This window comes from Halolamina sediminis, from assembly GCF_001282785.1.
Lineage (GTDB): Archaea > Halobacteriota > Halobacteria > Halobacteriales > Haloferacaceae > Halolamina > Halolamina sediminis.
This window is the reverse complement of the sequence record NZ_CVUA01000001.1, coordinates 198,668-213,599: the sequence shown is the minus strand read 5'-3', so window position 1 is coordinate 213,599 and position 14,932 is coordinate 198,668. Positions and strand designations below refer to the sequence as shown.

Below are 14,932 nucleotides of genomic sequence, written 5' to 3'. Positions count from 1 at the left end.
AGTAGAGAGAAACGATCCGCGAAGGTGACGTCAGTCCTGTCGGCTGAACTGACGCTCGTGTCCGAACGGCTCGTACTCGCGGCCGCCGCCGTCGAAGAACTTCGAGAAGAACTCGTAGTACTCCAGGCGCACCGCCTGCAGGCCGGCACTGGTCACGCCCAGCGCGAGCACGAGCAGGTGGCCCAGCACGAGCACGACGAGCCCGCCGACCAGCGACGCGACGCCGCCGTGCATCAGGCCGCCGAACATGACCTCGGTGACCTCGTAGCCGTGGTAGGCGAGCGTCTCACCCGGACCCAGTGCGGCGACGGCGTCGGCGTCCGGCATCCCGCCGTGGCCGAAGTGCCAGCCGCCGCCCTCGTCGACGTAGACGCCGAAGAAGAACAGGTTGACCGCGAAGGCCATCCCCGCCTTCGCCAGCAGCACCGCCGCGAGTCGGGCGTAGGAGAGCACGTTCACCAGCGTGTCGAAGATCTCGACGATCTCCGCCGGCGCGCCGGCGAACAGCAGCGCGGCGCCCAGCACGAACAGGCCGATCCCGGCCTGCCCGACGATCACGGGGAAGCCGCTGAAGCCCAGCGCGAACGCGGCCTCGGGGCCGCTGTCGAACACGGTGAAGATGAACTCCGGCTTCGAGCCCTCGAACCACTTGCTCGCGATGAACACCCAGAGGCCGTTCATCGCGAAGATCCACGAGAGCTTCTCGGTCGCGGCCTCACGGATGCCGTGGAACTGGAGCTCCTCGAAGAACCCCAGCACGTAGCCGATGTTGAGGTGGACCAGCGCGGCGATGGCGCTGATCAGGATCCACGCCGGCACCCAGTAGCTGTACTCGGGGATCAGCCCCTTGTGCAGCGGTGCGTGGCCGCCCCAGACCCACTCGGAGACGAGGTGTAGGCCGAAGATCTCGCCGTACAGCACGCCGAACACGATCGTCGCCAACCCCGCCGAGATCGTCACGCCGCCCATGCTCTTGAAGCCGGGACTGTCGAACTGCGTGTAGAGGTAGCCGCCGATGGCGGTGTACAGCAGCCCGTACCCCACGTCCCCGATCATGAAGCCGAAGAACACCGGGAACGTCAGGAACAGCAGCGCGGTCGGGTCGAACTCGTCGTAGTTCGGCCGGCCGATCGCCTCGACCAGCACCTCGAACGGCTGGACGAGGCCGTTGTTGTCCTGCACGACCGGCGGCTCGTCCGCCCCGATCGTGGTGCCGCCGTCCGCCACGGCCTCACCGTGCTCGTGGACCGCCTCGCCGTCGGACTTGAACGCGGCGCGTTCGACCTCCTCGACCTCGATCCGGTCGCCGAGCTCGTCTTTCAGCGCCGCACTGACCGCCTCGTACTCCTCGGTGGGCACCCAGCCCTCGGCGACGAACGTGTTCGCCGTCGTCGCGAAGGAGAGCGGTGCCTCGGCCTTCTGGACCTGGATCGAGAGGTGCTCCTCGGCGGCCAGCAGGAACTCGGCGTGCTGGCGTCGGAGCTCGTCGAGGGCTTCCTCGATCTCGGCGATGTCAGACTCGATAGCCTGTTTCTCGCTCTCGAGTTCGCGGACGTAGGACTCCGGCGCAACCTCGGCGTCGGGCACGTCGATCGTCGTGAACGCCGCGCCGACGAGCGCCTCGTCGAGCACGTCCTCCGCGTGCTCGCTGGGGTAGACGAACACCGCGAGCACGTCGCCGCCGGAGAAGATCTCGTACTGTCGGACGCCGTCGGCGTCGAGCAACTCCCGCTCGACGGAGCCCTCGTCGCCGCGACCGACCGCGACTTCGAGGCTGTCGTAGCCCGACAGCAGGTTCAGGTCGATCCCGAGGTCGACGAACGGGCGTGCGGCGTCGAGCTGCTCCTCGATCGCGCGGAGCTCGTCCCGCAGGTCGTCACGCTCGTCGTCGAGGTCGTTGACGCGATCCTGCAGTTCGGGGAGCTCGGCAGCGATCTCCTCGTCGGAGACCGTGTGGCTGGCGTCGACCGAATCACCGTCGACGCCGAGCATGCTCTTGAGCGAGCGGACGGTCACCAGCTTCTCGGAGGCCTGCTCGGCGTCGGCATCCGGATCGCCCGGCTGGAACCCCTCCCACGAGCCGTCGTACTCGGAGACGTCGAGCACGTTCGCGTCGTGGACGACCTCGATAACCGACCCCATCACCTGCTTGGAGCCGGCCACCGAGAGCTTGCTCATCCGCTTAGGCCTGAGCATTCACCGCCTCCACGAACTGGTCGACCGCGTACTCCACGGCCTCCTCGATGTTCTCTTCGGCCTCCTCGCTCAGGGCCTCGCGCTCTTCCTCGCCCTCCTCGAGAATCTCTTCTTTCTCCTGCTCGATCTCCGCGCGGGCCTCCTCGAGCCGCTCGGCCTCGAGCTCGTCGGCCTCCGCTTCGGCCTGTTCCCGGATCTCGGTGGCCTCCTCCCGGGCCTCGGCGATCCGTTCTTCCTTCTCCCGGCGAGCCTCCTCGACGATCTCGTCGGCGTCGTCCTCCGCCTCCTTGATCCGATCAAGAACTTCCGGTCTGGGCATTAGCTGATCGGTTCGTGGTTTTTCCGGGCCGTATAAGGTGTTTGCGAAAGCGAGCGGGGTGAGTGTGAGCAGTTCCGACCGCGAGCGAGGGCGGAGCCCGAGCGAGCGGCCTTTTGGCATGAACGGGTTTTGCGGGGGCCTGGCCGCAGCGGGCGACGCAGTCGCCCGCGAGGACATGCCCCCGCAAAAGAGGTTCAGGTTTCTAGTTGAACTCCTCGATCAGCGCCGGCACCACGTCGAACAGGTCGCCGACGATGCCGTAGTCCGCGATGTCGAAGATCGGCGCGTTGGGGTCGGTGTTGACCGCGATGATCGTCTCCGAACCCTTCATCCCCGCGACGTGCTGGACCGCGCCGGAGATGCCGATCGCGAGGTACACTTTCGGCGTCACCTGCTTGCCGGACTGGCCGACCTGCCGGTTCTTCGGCAGCCAGTCGTTGTCGACGATCGGTCGCGACGCCGACAGCGTCGCGCCGGTGGCGTCACAGAGGTCGCGGATCAGGTCGAGGTTCTCCTCTTCCTCGATTCCGCGGCCGATGGAGACCAAGAACTCCGCCTCGCCGATGTCGACGTCGCCGCCGCCGACCTCCTCGAACCCCTGGACGCGGGCGCCGTCGTCGACGCCCGACTCGTCGAACTCGAAGGGAGTGATCTGGGCGTCGCCGGCGCCGTCGGCGGCGGGCCACTCGCCGCTGCGGATGCTGACGACGAACTGGTCGCCCGCAACCTCGACGGTCGTCTCGACCTTCGAGCCGTACATCTCGCGGGTGACGACCAGCCCGTCGTCGTACGCGATGTCGACCGCGTCGGTCGCGTACGGCAGCCCGAGCGAGTCCGCGACCGCGGGCGCGTAGTCGAGCCCGTTGACCGAGTTCGGCAGCAGCAGCGCGGCCGGCTCCAGCTCCGCGTGGAGCGCCTCCGTCGCGGCCGCGTACGTGTCGTGGTCGAACTCCTCGCCGGCGTCGACGGTGTGGACCACGTCGACCGGCGGCGTGTCGAGCGACGCCGCGAACTCCTCGACCGGGCCGGAGATCACGGCGACGTGGAGCTCGCCGCCCAACGCATCCGCGAGCTCGCGCCCGGCAGAGATCCCCTCGTAGCTCACGTCGCGCAGGCCGCCGCGGCGGTGTTCCGCGACGAACAGTACGTCGTTCTCGCTCATTCGCCGACCACCCCCTTCTCCCGCAGCACGGTAGCCAACTCGGCGGCGGTCTCCTCGGCGCCGCCTTCGAAGATGGTCGCGTCCGACTCGCTCTCGGGCTCGTACATGTCCACCAGTTTGAGCGCGCCGTCGACGGTATCGGCGTCGAGGCCGAGATCGCTCAGGTCGTGTGGTGCGATCTCCTTCTGCTGGGCCTGTCGGATCCCGCGAAGGCTGGCGTAGCGGGGCTCGTTGATCCCAGTCTGGATCGAGAGCACCGCCGGGAGGTCGACCTCGGTGATCTCCTCGATGCCGCCCTCCAGTTCGCGTCGAACGGTCGCGACGTCGTCGCCGGCCGCGTAGTCGAGGTCGTTGACGACGGCCGCCCACTGGTAGCCGACGCGGTTCGCGAGCGCGACGCCGGTCGCGCCGAAGGCGTCGTCGGCCGCCTGCACGCCCGTCAGCACGAGGTCGGGCTCCTCCTCGGCGACGACCTGCTCGAACACGCTCACCTTCGCGTCCACGTCGAGCAGGGTCTGTTCGGCGATCGCGTCGTCCCAGACCCGGACCGCGCGGTCGGCGCCCTTCGCGAGCGCCATCCGGATCGTTTCCTCGCTGCGCTCTGGGCCGATGGTGGCCGCGACGACTTCGACGTCCTCGTCGGCGGCCTCGGCGATCTGAACCGCCGCCTCGACGGCGTAGTCGTCCCACTCGTTGAGGTCGTACTCGAGGTACCGTTCGTCGATGGACAGCCCGTCGATCTCGAACTCGTCCTCGACGGCCGCCACCTCCTTGACGGTTACCAGAATCTTCATCGCCCAAGGGTTCCCACGGCCGGGGGTAAATCCTTTCGCTATGCCCCAGCGAACGGGCAGCCGACGGCTACTCCTCGTCCTCGCCGTCGGGCAGCGAGATCACGTTCTCCCGACCCAGCCGGAGCTTCTCGATACTGCCCTCGTCGGCCATCCGGGAGAGCAGCTGGGACACTTTCGCGTCCGACCAGTCCGTCTCCTTCACGATGTCGGCCTGTCGCATCCGCCCGCCGTTCTGTTCGAGCAGCGTCTCGACCCGCTCCTCGTCGGAGAGGAGTTCGGGGTCGACGCCGGACTCCTCGGCGTCCGACGCATCCGGGACAGCCTCGTCGTCGTCGGTCGACAGCGTCGAACTGTCGCCGTTTGCGACCTCGGCGATCGGTTCGCCGCCGCGCCAGCGCCACACCGCCAGCACGATGACGGCGACGAACAGCAGCCCCAGCAACACCGTGACGAAGGGGTCGAAACCGTCCTCGGGTCCGTTCGGCGAGTCGGGCGACTCCCCCGGGCCGTTACCCGCTTCCGGGGCGTAGGTGATCGAGAACTCCTGTGGGTCGAACGACTCCGGACCGACGACGACCAGCGAGTCGTTCTCCTGTCGCGCCTCGATGCTGCTCCGCTGTATCTCGTACCCCTGTGGCGTCCGGACGGCGATCTCCTGGCCGGATTCGAGCGATCGCAGCCACGTCCCGTCCTCGGTCAGCAGCGCGTCGCTGAGCTCGTACCCGTCGCCGGCGGGTGCGAGGAAGTTCGTCCAGTGGAACCGGAGTTGGAGTGTGCCGGAGCCGTTGCCCACCGTGTACTCGCGCTCGACGCTCGTGATGTTCATCTCCCGGTCGGCGACCGACGACGAGGCCGCCGCAGCCGACTCGAAGAAGGCGAGCCCGGGCGAACTCGACACCTCACCGTCCTCGAACCGCTCTGCGTACTGTCGGAACCCCGCCCGCTCCTCGTCGGTGTCGAACGGGATCGTCGTCCGGACCGTCCAGTCGGCGTTGCCGTCGGCCTGGAGATCCACGTCGAACGTCGTCGCCGCGCCGATATCGGGTGCCTCTTGGGCCACCGCCGCGCCCGAGAGCGCGCTGACTAACAGGAGGGCGACGAGGACGTACCGCATGTGCTCAGGGTGACAGCCCCCGGGCAAAACGCTTTCTATCACCCCGCCGACGCGCTCCGGCGAGATTTAAGGGGGAGGCCGCGGTACGATGGATCGATGAGGTCCCTCGCGCTGCTTTCGGTGCTCGCCCTCTCCCTCGCGCTCGTGTCGCCGGCCGGCGTCGGCGCCGTCGCGACACCTACCGAGACCACGGTGATAGACGACTACCGACCCAACGTCGGCGCGACGCCGACCGACGGGTCCGGAACGAACAGCGCGGTGACGCCGGTCACTTCCGGACAGGTCGACGAACCGACGAACGGGGCCAACCAGACGCGGGTACTCGTCGTCCCCGACACCGCCGTCCAGCGGACCGAGATCGACGGGGCGACCCTGAACCTCGGCCCGGCGACGCAGTTCAACGATAACGTCAGCGCCGTCGAGATCCAAACCGCCGCGGTCGTGGAGTACATCCGGGCCGCCGAGGACGACAGTGAACGGAGCCGGCGGATCATTCAGGCTTCCTCGACCGTCGAGACGGAGATCATCACGCTGCGTGACCGCCAGCAGGAGGCGATCGAGGCGTTCAACGCCGGCGAACTCTCGCCGGAGGCGTTCGTCGTCGAGCTAGCGACGATCTCCGCGAAAGCCGACGCACTCGAACAGCGGATGATGCGACTAACCGATCTGGCCGAGGAGATCGACGGGTTCAGCCTCTCGCGGCCGACGGAGATCCAGTACGAACTGCGCACGTTCGGTGGCCCGGTTCGTGAGCGAGCCGTCGACGCGATCCGGGGGACCGACGAGCCGACGCTGTTTTTCCTCACCACCGGCCCCGAGGGGTACGAGCTGGCGACCGTCGACAACGGTAGCTACTACCGCGAGGCGTACCGCGGCGCGGAGTTCTCGGGCAACACTGACGCGACGATGAGCCCGGACGAGGCGGTCGACGTGGTGGAGGCGAGCTACCCCGACATATTCCGGCTGGGCGACCCCTCCGCGACCACCTCCGGCACGACAAACATCGTCACGGTCTCCGGGCCAGGTCGGTCGCTGACGGCGTTCGTCGACAGCGGCGAGGAGGCCGTGTTCAAGGAGTACCAGCGCATCGCGCTCGATCAGTACGACTCCGAGGCCGTCGCCTCGAACACGATCAACGGGATCAACGTCACCGTCAACCGCACGTACCCGGGCGGACCGCTCCGGATCAGCGTGACTGACGCCGAGTCCGGCGAGCCGATCGACCTCGCGATCACGCTGAGTCAGGGACAGGCCGAGCGGACCGCAATCGGCCGAACCGGCGAGGACGGCACGCTCTGGACGATCTCACCGCGCGGGAGCTACACTGCCCTCGCAGTGGGCGACGAGACGACCGCCGCGTACGTCGAGACGAACTCGACCGACCCGCCCACGCTCGACGCCTGAGCCGAGAGTTGAAGTAGGAGAGCGCGGCCAGCCCCGTCGTGCTCCCCTCGCTCCCCTCGCCGACGACTACCGACCGCGCGGTCTCGCCGGCACTCGGTGCGGTACTCCTCGTCGGGATCACCGTCGCGGTCGCCGCCGTCGTCGGAACCGCGCTCCTCGGGCAGGCGACCGCGTTAGCCGGCCCGGCGCCGACGGCGACGTTCGACCTGACGGCTGAAGGAGATCAGATCACGATCAGCCACGCGGGCGGCGATCCCGTCGGGCTCGATGCGCTCCGGGTCGAGATCGCGGTCGACGGCGAGGCACTGGCCCACCAGCCACCAGTCCCCTTCTTCGCCGCCGAGGGGTTCCACGGCGGCCCGAGCGGGGCGTTCAACCCCGAGACCGACGACGAGTGGGCGGTCGGCGAGACGGCGACGATCCGGGTCGCGGAGACGAACGAGCCGACGCTCGAACCGGGCGCGCGACTGACCGTCGAACTGTTCCACGACGGGAAACGGATCGCGTCGCTCTCGACGCGAGTGGAGGAGTGAGAAACGGCGGCGATCGCCGGGAGCTACTCCTCGGGCACCGTCGCGATCGTGACGATCGCCCGCGGGCTCCCGGGATTGGCCTGCATCACGACGTGTTCGCGCTCGGGGAAGCCGGCCTCGCTGAACATGCGGTCGGCTTCGTCGGCGTCGTAGAACAGCATGATCGCGTCGGCGATCTCGTGGAACAGGCTGTTGCTCGGCTCGTCGGGACCGACGATCAGCACGGTTCCGCCGGGCTTGGTGACCCGGCGGGCCTCCTCGATCGCGTCGACGGGGTTGGGCCAGTACTCGATCGAGCCGGAGGACCAGTAGTGATCGAAGCTGTCGTCCGCGAACGGGAGGCGCTCGGCGTCGCCGCGGTAGAACTTCACCTGGTCGGTCTTCCCGAACTTCGCCCACGCCTTCTCCAGTTGGTGGACGCTCTGGTCCAGCCCGTGCACGTCGTCGGTGTGCTGGAGCAGCCCCTCGGTCCCGAAGCCGGTGCCACAGCCCACGTCGAGCACGCGGTCACCCTGCTCGATCCCGGTCCGGGAGAGCGCCTCGTCGCGCATCTCCTCGTTCCAGACGAGGGGGTTGACCGTGTCGTACACCTTCGAGAGGTACTTGTAGAAGGTACGTGCCCGTCCTTTGTCCTCCAGAACTCCCATTGCCTCCGGTTTCGGGCGGGCGGGGCATAATGCTGCGGTTTTCCGGAGCGGCGGAATCGGTGGCTATCGTCACGTACTTGAGCGATCCTCCCCGATATAGTCGTAATGGAGACGCTCGACCGCCGGGTGGAACTCGTCGACGAACGCCTGTCGGCGCTCGTCAAGTCGGTGGAGCCCCCCGAGCTGGCCGAGCGGCTGTCACACGTCACGCTGTCGGGTGGGAAGCGCGTCCGGCCGGCAGTGACGCTGCTGGCCTGTGAGGCCGCCGGCGGCGACCCCGAGGACGCCGTCGACTTCGCCGTCGGGATCGAACTGGTTCACAACGCCTCGCTGGTCGTCGACGACATCATCGACCGCTCCGATCTCCGCCGGGGCACCCCCAGCGCGTGGGCGGAGTACGGCTACGGCCCGGCGATCGTCGCGAGCGACGGCCTGCTGGGGGAGGCGTTCGCGCTGTTCTCGGCCGACGAGCACGCGATGGGCGTCGTCGCCGAAGCGATGGTCGAACTCGGCGAAGGGGAAGCGACGGAGCTGGTGGCCGAGCCCGCGAACGAGGCGGAGTACATGGAGCTCGCCCGCCGGAAGACGGGGGCACTGTTCCGTGCGGCCGCGGAAGTGGGCGCCATCGCCGCCGACGCCGACGGGTTCACCGTCGAGTCGATGGGCGAGTACGCCGAGCGCGTCGGCGTCGCGTTCCAGATGCGCGACGACGTGCTGGACGCCACCGGCGACGCCGCAGACCTCGGCAAGCCCGCGGGGCAGGACGAAGAGATGGACCGACCCTCGCTGATCCAGGTGACCGATCTGACGGCCGAGGAGGCCGACGAGCGGGCGAAAGCGGAGTCCGACCGCGCGCTCGACGCGCTCGCGACCGCGACCGTCGAGGACGGCGAGGCGCGGGAGTACCTCGAACAGCTCGCGGAGTACGTCGTTAGCCGGGAGCGGTAGTCGTCGTCGATACTCAGTCTACAGTCGTTTTGCCGTCGTCACGCCACCACCAGTAGATCACCGTGAGTCCGGCGACGAGACAGACGAGCGCGAGCACGTCCGTCACGAAGCGCAGCGGCTCCGCTATCGGAACCGAACTGCCTCCCGAGAGGGGGAGGAAACCGTACGCCAGCCAGGTGAGACCCATCCCGAGCAGCAACTGGAACCGCGGCGAGCGCAGCCGTCCACGACGATACTGGACGGCGATGCCGCCGAGGAGGAAGGCGTAGCCGACGACGAGCGCGTAGTCGATAACGGGGGACACGCTCCGATACGTGACGGCCCGATGTATCAGTGTTTCTCGGCGACAGCCGCGCACAGCGGAACGTTCAGGCCGCTTCCGCGCTCGCCGGGAAGCGGTTCTCCGCGATCGCGAACGTGAGCGTGCTCAGCACCCCGAGCAGCGTCCCCGCCGTCAGCGCCAGCGCGAGATCGGTGATCGCCATCGCGCCCTCGCCGGGGAGGAAAAAGCCGGAAACGGCGTGGAGCACGACGCTGATCGCGAGCACGTAGAACGGCGCGTTGAGGTAGCGCCACCGGAACGCACCGTCGAGGTACTCGTCGGTGACCTGCCCGAGGCTGGAGGTGACGCCGGCGGCCGCGAACCAGCCGACCGCGGCGTGGACGAACACCGCGGCCTGGGTCGGCAGCGGGACCGACGACGCCCCCTCGGTCACCGCGCCGTACCCCTGCCAGCCGCCGATCGCGACCAGCGCGGCCGCGACGACGTAGGTGATCAGCGTCACCCGCCCGGCGTACAGCAGCTGGCGGAGCTCGTCGACCGCGTCGTCGACCGCCTCCTCAAGCCCCAGCCCGCGGAACAGCGTGTAGAGCCCGAGGACGCCGGAGAGCACGCCGAGCACCGAGACGCCGGCGATGTCGAACGCGTTGGCGATCAACACCATCGGGTAGACCAGCAGGAGGACGCCCAGCGGGACGAGCAGCGTTCCGCGGGTCTCCTTGTCGCCCAGCACCTGCTTGATCGTGTAGTAGATCGACTCCAGATCCTGGGCCTGCCGGACGACGACGCGCCGCAGGCCGTCGATCGGCACCCGCGAGCGGATCACCGGGAGCACGGACTCGTCCTGCGCGCCGTCGGTGATGACGACCGCGCGGACGTTCTCGCCGGTCGACAGCGCCGCGAGCACGGTGTCGACCTCCTCGCCGACCGCGCGGTTGGCCCGCACGTCGCTGCCGTCGACGCCCGTGACGGCGGCGACTGCGACTTCCTCGCCGTCGCCGGCGAGCTCGTCGCGCGTGTGGATCGCCTGGAACAGCACGTTCACGTCGGAGTCCTCAGGGTCGGCGGTCGCGAGCCGCGTGGCGGCGTCCTCGACGTCCTCCCGGCCCAGTACGGGCGTGGAGAGCCCGGTCTTGCGACCGAGGTCGTCGTCGAGGTCGACAGCGAGGACCAGCAGCATCGCGGGGGGATACGACGCGGGGGCATATCTGTTTTCGGGGGCGGAGTTTATCTCGGCCGAGCAGCAACGACGGACGATGCCCTCCACCCCGCCGCCGACCGACGACGACGGAGAGGCGGACGGCTCGCTCTCGTGGACTGTCTCCCCCGACACGAACCGTCCGCTCTCCCTGCTCGGGTACGGGCTCTACGGGCCGATAGGCGCCGTCGCGCTCGTGCTTGCGGGCGGGGCCGTCGTCGCCACGGTCTCCCTCGCGCTGGAGGGGTCGTGGGGGCCAGTGTTCCTGCTCGCGATCGCGGTCGTCGTCGCGCTCGCCCGGCCGCCGGTCCTGGCGGCGATCAAGAGCGGTGAGACCACCGCGTCGGTGGGCTACGAGGGCTGGTCACCGAGCTGGCGGGGCGCGCTCGCGGCGTCGACGCTGTGTGGTACTGCCATGCTCGCGGCGCTACAGCACTCGCGGGCCGCAGCCGGCGCCGTCGCCGTCGTGAGTTTCGCGGCCGGGGTGATCGCGATGGCGCTGCACACCGAGGCGAGTATCGACGCCGACGGCCGGCTGGAGACCCAGTACGCCACCGCCACCCTCCGGTCCCTGTCCGGCGTCCGATCGCTCGACCTCATCGGCGTGACCGTCTTCCGGCTCTCCTACGCACGTGGCGCCGACAGCTTCCGGAACCCCCGCCTAATCGCCGTCCCCTCCGGGCAGGCTGCCGAAGTCCGAAAGCGTCTCGCTGCGGGCGTCACCGCCGATCCGGAGGCCGAGCCGATCGGTCGGACCGAGCGGGCGGTCGTCGCGCTGTTCGCGCTCGGCGTGCTCGCGACGGGACCGGGACTCGCCCTGCTCGTCGGCGACGCCGCCGAGGGCGGGGTGGTCGTCGTGGCCTACGCCGGACTGTTCTCGGTGGTGTTCGCAGCGCCGATGCTGTGGTACGCGTGGAAGGGGTGAGTCGACGATCTCGAGGGGACCTCCGCGTTCTGCCGGGACGTCGTGGGACACGTCCTCCTCGAAGTGCGCTCGCTCGACGCGCTCCGGGACCGCCTCGGGGCGAGCGGGTACGAGCCGACCCGGATCGACGGTGCCGTCGCTGTCAGGGGCCGGACGCGATCGAGGTTCGGTTCCGAGCCGAGGAGTGAGGGCCGCGTCGGCCGCCGCGAGTCCGTGAGACGCCGCCACACGGCCGCACCGTGCCGTTTTTGGGGCTCGGCCGGGTAGCGAGGGTAACTGATGATCTCGAAGGGCTGTGAACAGTGTGCCAAGGGCGGCAAGATGGTGATGTTCGTCTACGGCTACTGTGACCAGCGGGACTGCTTCTACTGTCCCCTCGGCGAGAACCGGAAGAACGTCGAGCAGGTGTACGCCAACGAGCGGCCCGTCGAGAGCGACGAGGACGTGATCGCGGAGGCGAAGAAGATGGACGCGCTGGGCTCCTCCATCACCGGCGGCGAGCCACAGGAAGTGCTCGAACGGACCTGCCACTACATCGAACTGCTCAAAGACGAGTTCGGCGAGGACCACCACATCCACCTCTACACCGGGATTACCGGCGGCCGGGAGAACATGCGCCGGCTCGCGGAGGCGGGGCTGGACGAGATCCGCTTCCACCCACCCCTCGAACTGTGGGGCGACATGCACGGCACCGAGTGGGAGGAGATCCTCTACATCGCCCGCGAGGAGGGGTTGACGCCGGCGTTCGAGATTCCCGGCATCCGGCCCGAGCCGGAGTTCCTGGAGTTCCTCGACGAGGGCGCCGCCGACTTCTGTAACGTCAACGAGTTCGAGATGTCCGACGGGAACTACCGCCGGATGCAGGCGGAGGGGTTCGAGCGCAAGGAGGGCCACATGAGCGCCGTCGAGGACAGCCGCGGCGACATCCTCGACGTGATGGGCGACCACGAGAAGGTGTACTTCTGCACCTCGGTGTTCAAAGACGCCGCCCAGCACCGCCGCCGGCTGAAGCGGATGGCCCGGAACGTCCGCCGGGAGTTCGACGACGTGACCGACGACGGGACGCTCGTCTACGGGAAGAGCTACGCCGACCCGGAGCGCTTCGAGGAACTGGGCGTGCCCGAGGAGTACTACACGGTGAAGTCCGACCACGTCGAGGTCGCGTGGTGGCTGCTGGAGGAGATGATCGAGGACGGCGACGTCGAGGACGGCGAGATCGTCGAGCAGTACCCGAACTACGACGGGACCGTGGTGGAGCGGACGCCGCTGGCCTGATTCTGTATCGCGTTTCTCGGTTGCCGACCGCGCGAACGTAGTGAGCGCGGGCCGACGAGCGACCAGAGAGAGACGGCGGAGCCGTCTCTCAGGCCATGCGGGCGACGCGTGGGTCGCCCGCAGACAACGGGAGCGAGGAGGCTTTTGGTCGAGCTTTTGCAAGGGCCTCTCCGGGGGCCCGCAGCAAAAGGTCGGGCCACACAGTCCAAACACCCCACCCATCGCTCGTAAACCGTTAAGTGGTCACCGACGTCACATCGAGCCATGACCGGGGACCCCGACGGCATGCTCTCGTGGGACGAATCCGTGTTCCGCGACGAGTCCGTCTTCGAAGTCGACTACGTCCCCGAGACGTTCAAACACCGCGAGAGCCAGCTGGAGAGCCTGAAGTACGCGCTCCGGCCCGCCGTCCGTGGCTCCCGCCCGCTCAACACCGTGATCCGCGGGCCGCCGGGGACGGGGAAGACCACCGCGGTCCAGAAGCTGTTCGGCGAACTCGGCGTCGAGGCGCCGAACGTCCGGACCGTCCGCGTGAACTGTCAGGTCGACTCGACGCGGTACGCGGTGTTCTCGCGGCTGTTCCAGAGCGTGTTCGACTACGAGCCGCCCTCCTCCGGCGTCTCCTTCAAGAAGCTGTTCGAGCAGGTGACCGACCGGCTCGTCGAGGAGGAGGAGGTACTCATCGTCGCGCTCGACGACGTGAACTACCTGTTCTACGAGAACGAAGCCTCTGACACGCTGTACTCCCTCCTGCGGGCCCACGAGACCCACGCCGGCGCGCGCATCGGCGTCGTCGTGGTCTCCTCCGATCTCTCGCTGTCGGTGATGGACGAACTCGACTCCCGGGTCCAGAGCGTGTTCCGCCCGGAGGACATCTTCTTCCCCTCCTACGACGCCCCCGAGATCGTGGACATCCTCCGGGAGCGCGTCGATCGCGGCTTCCACGACGGCGTGCTCTCGGCGCCCGAACTCGACCGCGTCGCCGAACTCACCGCCGACAGCGGCGACCTCCGGGTCGGGATCGACCTCCTGCGCCGCGCCGGGCTCAACGCCGAGATGCGGGGCTCGCGAACGATCGAGGAGGAGGACATCGAGGAGGCGTACGAGCGCTCGAAGTACGTCCACCTCGCGCGCAGCCTCCGTGAGCTCTCCGACTCCGAGCGCGCGCTGGTCCGGGTCGTCGCCGAACACGGCGGGGAGCAGGCCGGCGACGTGTACGACGCGTTCCACGAGGAGACAGATCTCGGCTACACGCGCTACTCCGAGATCGTCAAGAAGCTCGAACAGCTCGGCGTGCTGGAGACCGAGTACGCCGACGTGGAGGGTCGCGGCCGCTCGCGCTCGCTCTCGCTGGCGTACGAGCCCGAGGCAGTGTTGGACCGGCTGGAGTGATGCGCCTCCGCTCGGTCACGCTCGCGACGGCCGACCCCGATGCCCTCCGCCCGTTCTACGCCGAGAGGCTCGGTCTGCCCGTGAGCGACACGGCCGAGGGGTTCGTCGTCGCCGTCGACGAGAATCGGAGATTCTCGGCTGCCAACCAGAACGCGAAGCGTTCTGGTGACGTCGGCGCCTCGACGGTGGAGTTCCGGCGCGCGACTGCCGACACGGCGCCGACCTACCACGTCGCGTTCTCCGTCCCGGGCGGCAGCGCGGCCGCCGCCACGAGGTGGCTGGACGCCCGCGCTGACCTGCTGGCCGACGGTGATCGGACGCAGTTCCGTTACGAGTACCTCGACGCCACCGCGATGTACGCCCTCGACCCCGCGGGAAACGTGCTCGAACTCCTCGCACGCGACGGGCGTGCGGGCTCGAACGACGGCGGCGAGTTCGGCCCCGACTCGCTGCTCGACGTCGGCGAGATCGGCGTCGTCGTGGACGACGTCCCGAGGGTCGCCGCGGCGCTCGCGGACGTGTTCGACGTCGACGGCTCGCCGGATGCGGGGTTCGCGTACCTCGGCGACGAGGCCGGCGCGTTCGTGCTCGCGGCGCCGGGACGGGCGTGGTTCCCGACCGATCGGCCGGCGGCCCCGGCGCCGCTGACAGTCGTCGCGACGGGGGGCGAGGGGGCGGTCTCGTTCGATGGCGGCCGAGTCACCGTCGTCGGGATCGACCGCTGATCCCCGACCCACGGACGTGC

15 protein-coding genes are annotated in these 14,932 nt (G+C 68.8%); 7 read left to right on the top strand and 8 right to left on the bottom strand.

The genetic code is table 11. From position 1 onward, the window contains the following. Positions 1-30: 30 nt before the first annotated feature. The 5 genes from BN1959_RS01075 to BN1959_RS01055 form a co-directional block, all read right to left on the bottom strand. Entirely contained in the window at positions 31-2,196 is a 2,166-nt protein-coding gene (locus BN1959_RS01075) for a V-type ATP synthase subunit I (RefSeq protein ID WP_053946887.1), read from the bottom strand. Further along, positions 2,183-2,515 (bottom strand): ATP synthase archaeal subunit H, encoded by a 333-nt coding sequence (ahaH, locus tag BN1959_RS01070; protein ID WP_053946886.1) that lies wholly within the window; start codon positions 2,513-2,515, stop codon positions 2,183-2,185. The genes BN1959_RS01075 and ahaH overlap by 14 nt, the downstream gene beginning before the upstream one ends. Positions 2,516-2,717: 202 nt before the next feature. Beyond that, positions 2,718-3,677, bottom strand: coding sequence for an electron transfer flavoprotein subunit alpha/FixB family protein (locus BN1959_RS01065; protein WP_053946885.1), 960 nt, complete (start codon positions 3,675-3,677; stop codon positions 2,718-2,720). After that, positions 3,674-4,471, bottom strand: coding sequence for an electron transfer flavoprotein subunit beta/FixA family protein (locus BN1959_RS01060; protein ID WP_053946884.1), 798 nt, complete (start codon positions 4,469-4,471; stop codon positions 3,674-3,676). The genes BN1959_RS01065 and BN1959_RS01060 overlap by 4 nt, the downstream gene beginning before the upstream one ends. Positions 4,472-4,538: 67 nt before the next feature. Next, a complete protein-coding gene (locus tag BN1959_RS01055; protein ID WP_053946883.1) occupies positions 4,539-5,585 on the bottom strand; it encodes a helix-turn-helix transcriptional regulator in 1,047 nt (348 codons plus the stop codon). Positions 5,586-5,681: 96 nt separating this feature from the next. On the opposite strand from BN1959_RS01055, the gene BN1959_RS01050 reads away from it, so the two are divergent. Then, on the top strand, positions 5,682-6,989 hold the full coding sequence (locus BN1959_RS01050; protein WP_053946882.1) for a DUF7096 domain-containing protein: 1,308 nt from the start codon (positions 5,682-5,684) through the stop codon (positions 6,987-6,989). 38 nt (positions 6,990-7,027) lie between these two features. Beyond that, positions 7,028-7,522: a type IV pilin gene (locus BN1959_RS01045; RefSeq protein WP_053946881.1), complete on the top strand. Its 495-nt coding sequence runs from the start codon at positions 7,028-7,030 to the stop codon at positions 7,520-7,522. A 23-nt stretch (positions 7,523-7,545) separates the two neighbouring features. Here the strand turns inward: BN1959_RS01045 and BN1959_RS01040 are convergent, their stop codons facing one another. Then, positions 7,546-8,169 (bottom strand): methyltransferase domain-containing protein, encoded by a 624-nt coding sequence (locus BN1959_RS01040; protein ID WP_053946880.1) that lies wholly within the window; start codon positions 8,167-8,169, stop codon positions 7,546-7,548. 105 nt (positions 8,170-8,274) lie between these two features. On the opposite strand from BN1959_RS01040, the gene BN1959_RS01035 reads away from it, so the two are divergent. After that, complete coding sequence (locus BN1959_RS01035) at positions 8,275-9,117, top strand: polyprenyl synthetase family protein (RefSeq protein WP_053946879.1); 843 nt, start codon at positions 8,275-8,277, stop codon at positions 9,115-9,117. A 13-nt stretch (positions 9,118-9,130) separates the two neighbouring features. Here BN1959_RS01035 and BN1959_RS01030 read toward each other — a convergent pair whose 3' ends face one another. Both BN1959_RS01030 and BN1959_RS01025 read right to left on the bottom strand, forming a co-directional pair. Then, a complete protein-coding gene (locus tag BN1959_RS01030) occupies positions 9,131-9,421 on the bottom strand; it encodes a hypothetical protein (RefSeq protein WP_053946878.1) in 291 nt (96 codons plus the stop codon). Between the two features lie 64 nt (positions 9,422-9,485). Next, entirely contained in the window at positions 9,486-10,577 is a 1,092-nt protein-coding gene (locus tag BN1959_RS01025; RefSeq protein WP_053946877.1) for a DUF373 family protein, read from the bottom strand. 76 nt (positions 10,578-10,653) lie between these two features. Here BN1959_RS01025 and BN1959_RS01020 point away from each other — a divergent pair, with 76 nt between their 5' ends. The 4 genes from BN1959_RS01020 to BN1959_RS01005 all read left to right on the top strand — a co-directional run bounded on the left by BN1959_RS01020 (position 10,654) and on the right by BN1959_RS01005 (position 14,912). Continuing rightward, positions 10,654-11,520: a hypothetical protein gene (locus BN1959_RS01020; protein ID WP_053946876.1), complete on the top strand. Its 867-nt coding sequence runs from the start codon at positions 10,654-10,656 to the stop codon at positions 11,518-11,520. 279 nt (positions 11,521-11,799) lie between these two features. Then, on the top strand, positions 11,800-12,795 hold the full coding sequence (locus BN1959_RS01015) for a radical SAM protein (RefSeq protein WP_053946875.1): 996 nt from the start codon (positions 11,800-11,802) through the stop codon (positions 12,793-12,795). 264 nt (positions 12,796-13,059) lie between these two features. Further along, positions 13,060-14,187, top strand: a complete 1,128-nt coding sequence (locus BN1959_RS01010) for an ORC1-type DNA replication protein (RefSeq protein ID WP_053946874.1) — start codon at positions 13,060-13,062, stop codon at positions 14,185-14,187. Then, positions 14,187-14,912, top strand: coding sequence for a VOC family protein (locus BN1959_RS01005; RefSeq protein WP_053946873.1), 726 nt, complete (start codon positions 14,187-14,189; stop codon positions 14,910-14,912). Before BN1959_RS01010 ends, BN1959_RS01005 begins: the two co-directional genes overlap by 1 nt. Positions 14,913-14,932 lie beyond the last annotated feature (20 nt).

Excerpts from the sequence above, each read along its gene's own strand:
- BN1959_RS01075 (WP_053946887.1), bottom strand. The coding sequence starts at position 2,196 with ATGCTCAGGCCTAAGCGGATGAGCAAGCTCTCGGTGGCCGGCTCCAAG.
- ahaH (WP_053946886.1), bottom strand. The coding sequence starts at position 2,515 with ATGCCCAGACCGGAAGTTCTTGATCGGATCAAGGAGGCGGAGGACGAC.
- BN1959_RS01065 (WP_053946885.1), bottom strand. The coding sequence starts at position 3,677 with ATGAGCGAGAACGACGTACTGTTCGTCGCGGAACACCGCCGCGGCGGC.
- BN1959_RS01060 (WP_053946884.1), bottom strand. The coding sequence starts at position 4,471 with ATGAAGATTCTGGTAACCGTCAAGGAGGTGGCGGCCGTCGAGGACGAG.
- BN1959_RS01055 (WP_053946883.1), bottom strand. The coding sequence starts at position 5,585 with ATGCGGTACGTCCTCGTCGCCCTCCTGTTAGTCAGCGCGCTCTCGGGC.
- BN1959_RS01050 (WP_053946882.1), top strand. The coding sequence starts at position 5,682 with ATGAGGTCCCTCGCGCTGCTTTCGGTGCTCGCCCTCTCCCTCGCGCTC.
- BN1959_RS01040 (WP_053946880.1), bottom strand. The coding sequence starts at position 8,169 with ATGGGAGTTCTGGAGGACAAAGGACGGGCACGTACCTTCTACAAGTAC.
- BN1959_RS01035 (WP_053946879.1), top strand. The coding sequence starts at position 8,275 with ATGGAGACGCTCGACCGCCGGGTGGAACTCGTCGACGAACGCCTGTCG.
- BN1959_RS01025 (WP_053946877.1), bottom strand. The coding sequence starts at position 10,577 with ATGCTGCTGGTCCTCGCTGTCGACCTCGACGACGACCTCGGTCGCAAG.
- BN1959_RS01020 (WP_053946876.1), top strand. The coding sequence starts at position 10,654 with ATGCCCTCCACCCCGCCGCCGACCGACGACGACGGAGAGGCGGACGGC.
- BN1959_RS01015 (WP_053946875.1), top strand. The coding sequence starts at position 11,800 with ATGATCTCGAAGGGCTGTGAACAGTGTGCCAAGGGCGGCAAGATGGTG.
- BN1959_RS01010 (WP_053946874.1), top strand. The coding sequence starts at position 13,060 with ATGACCGGGGACCCCGACGGCATGCTCTCGTGGGACGAATCCGTGTTC.
- BN1959_RS01005 (WP_053946873.1), top strand. The coding sequence starts at position 14,187 with ATGCGCCTCCGCTCGGTCACGCTCGCGACGGCCGACCCCGATGCCCTC.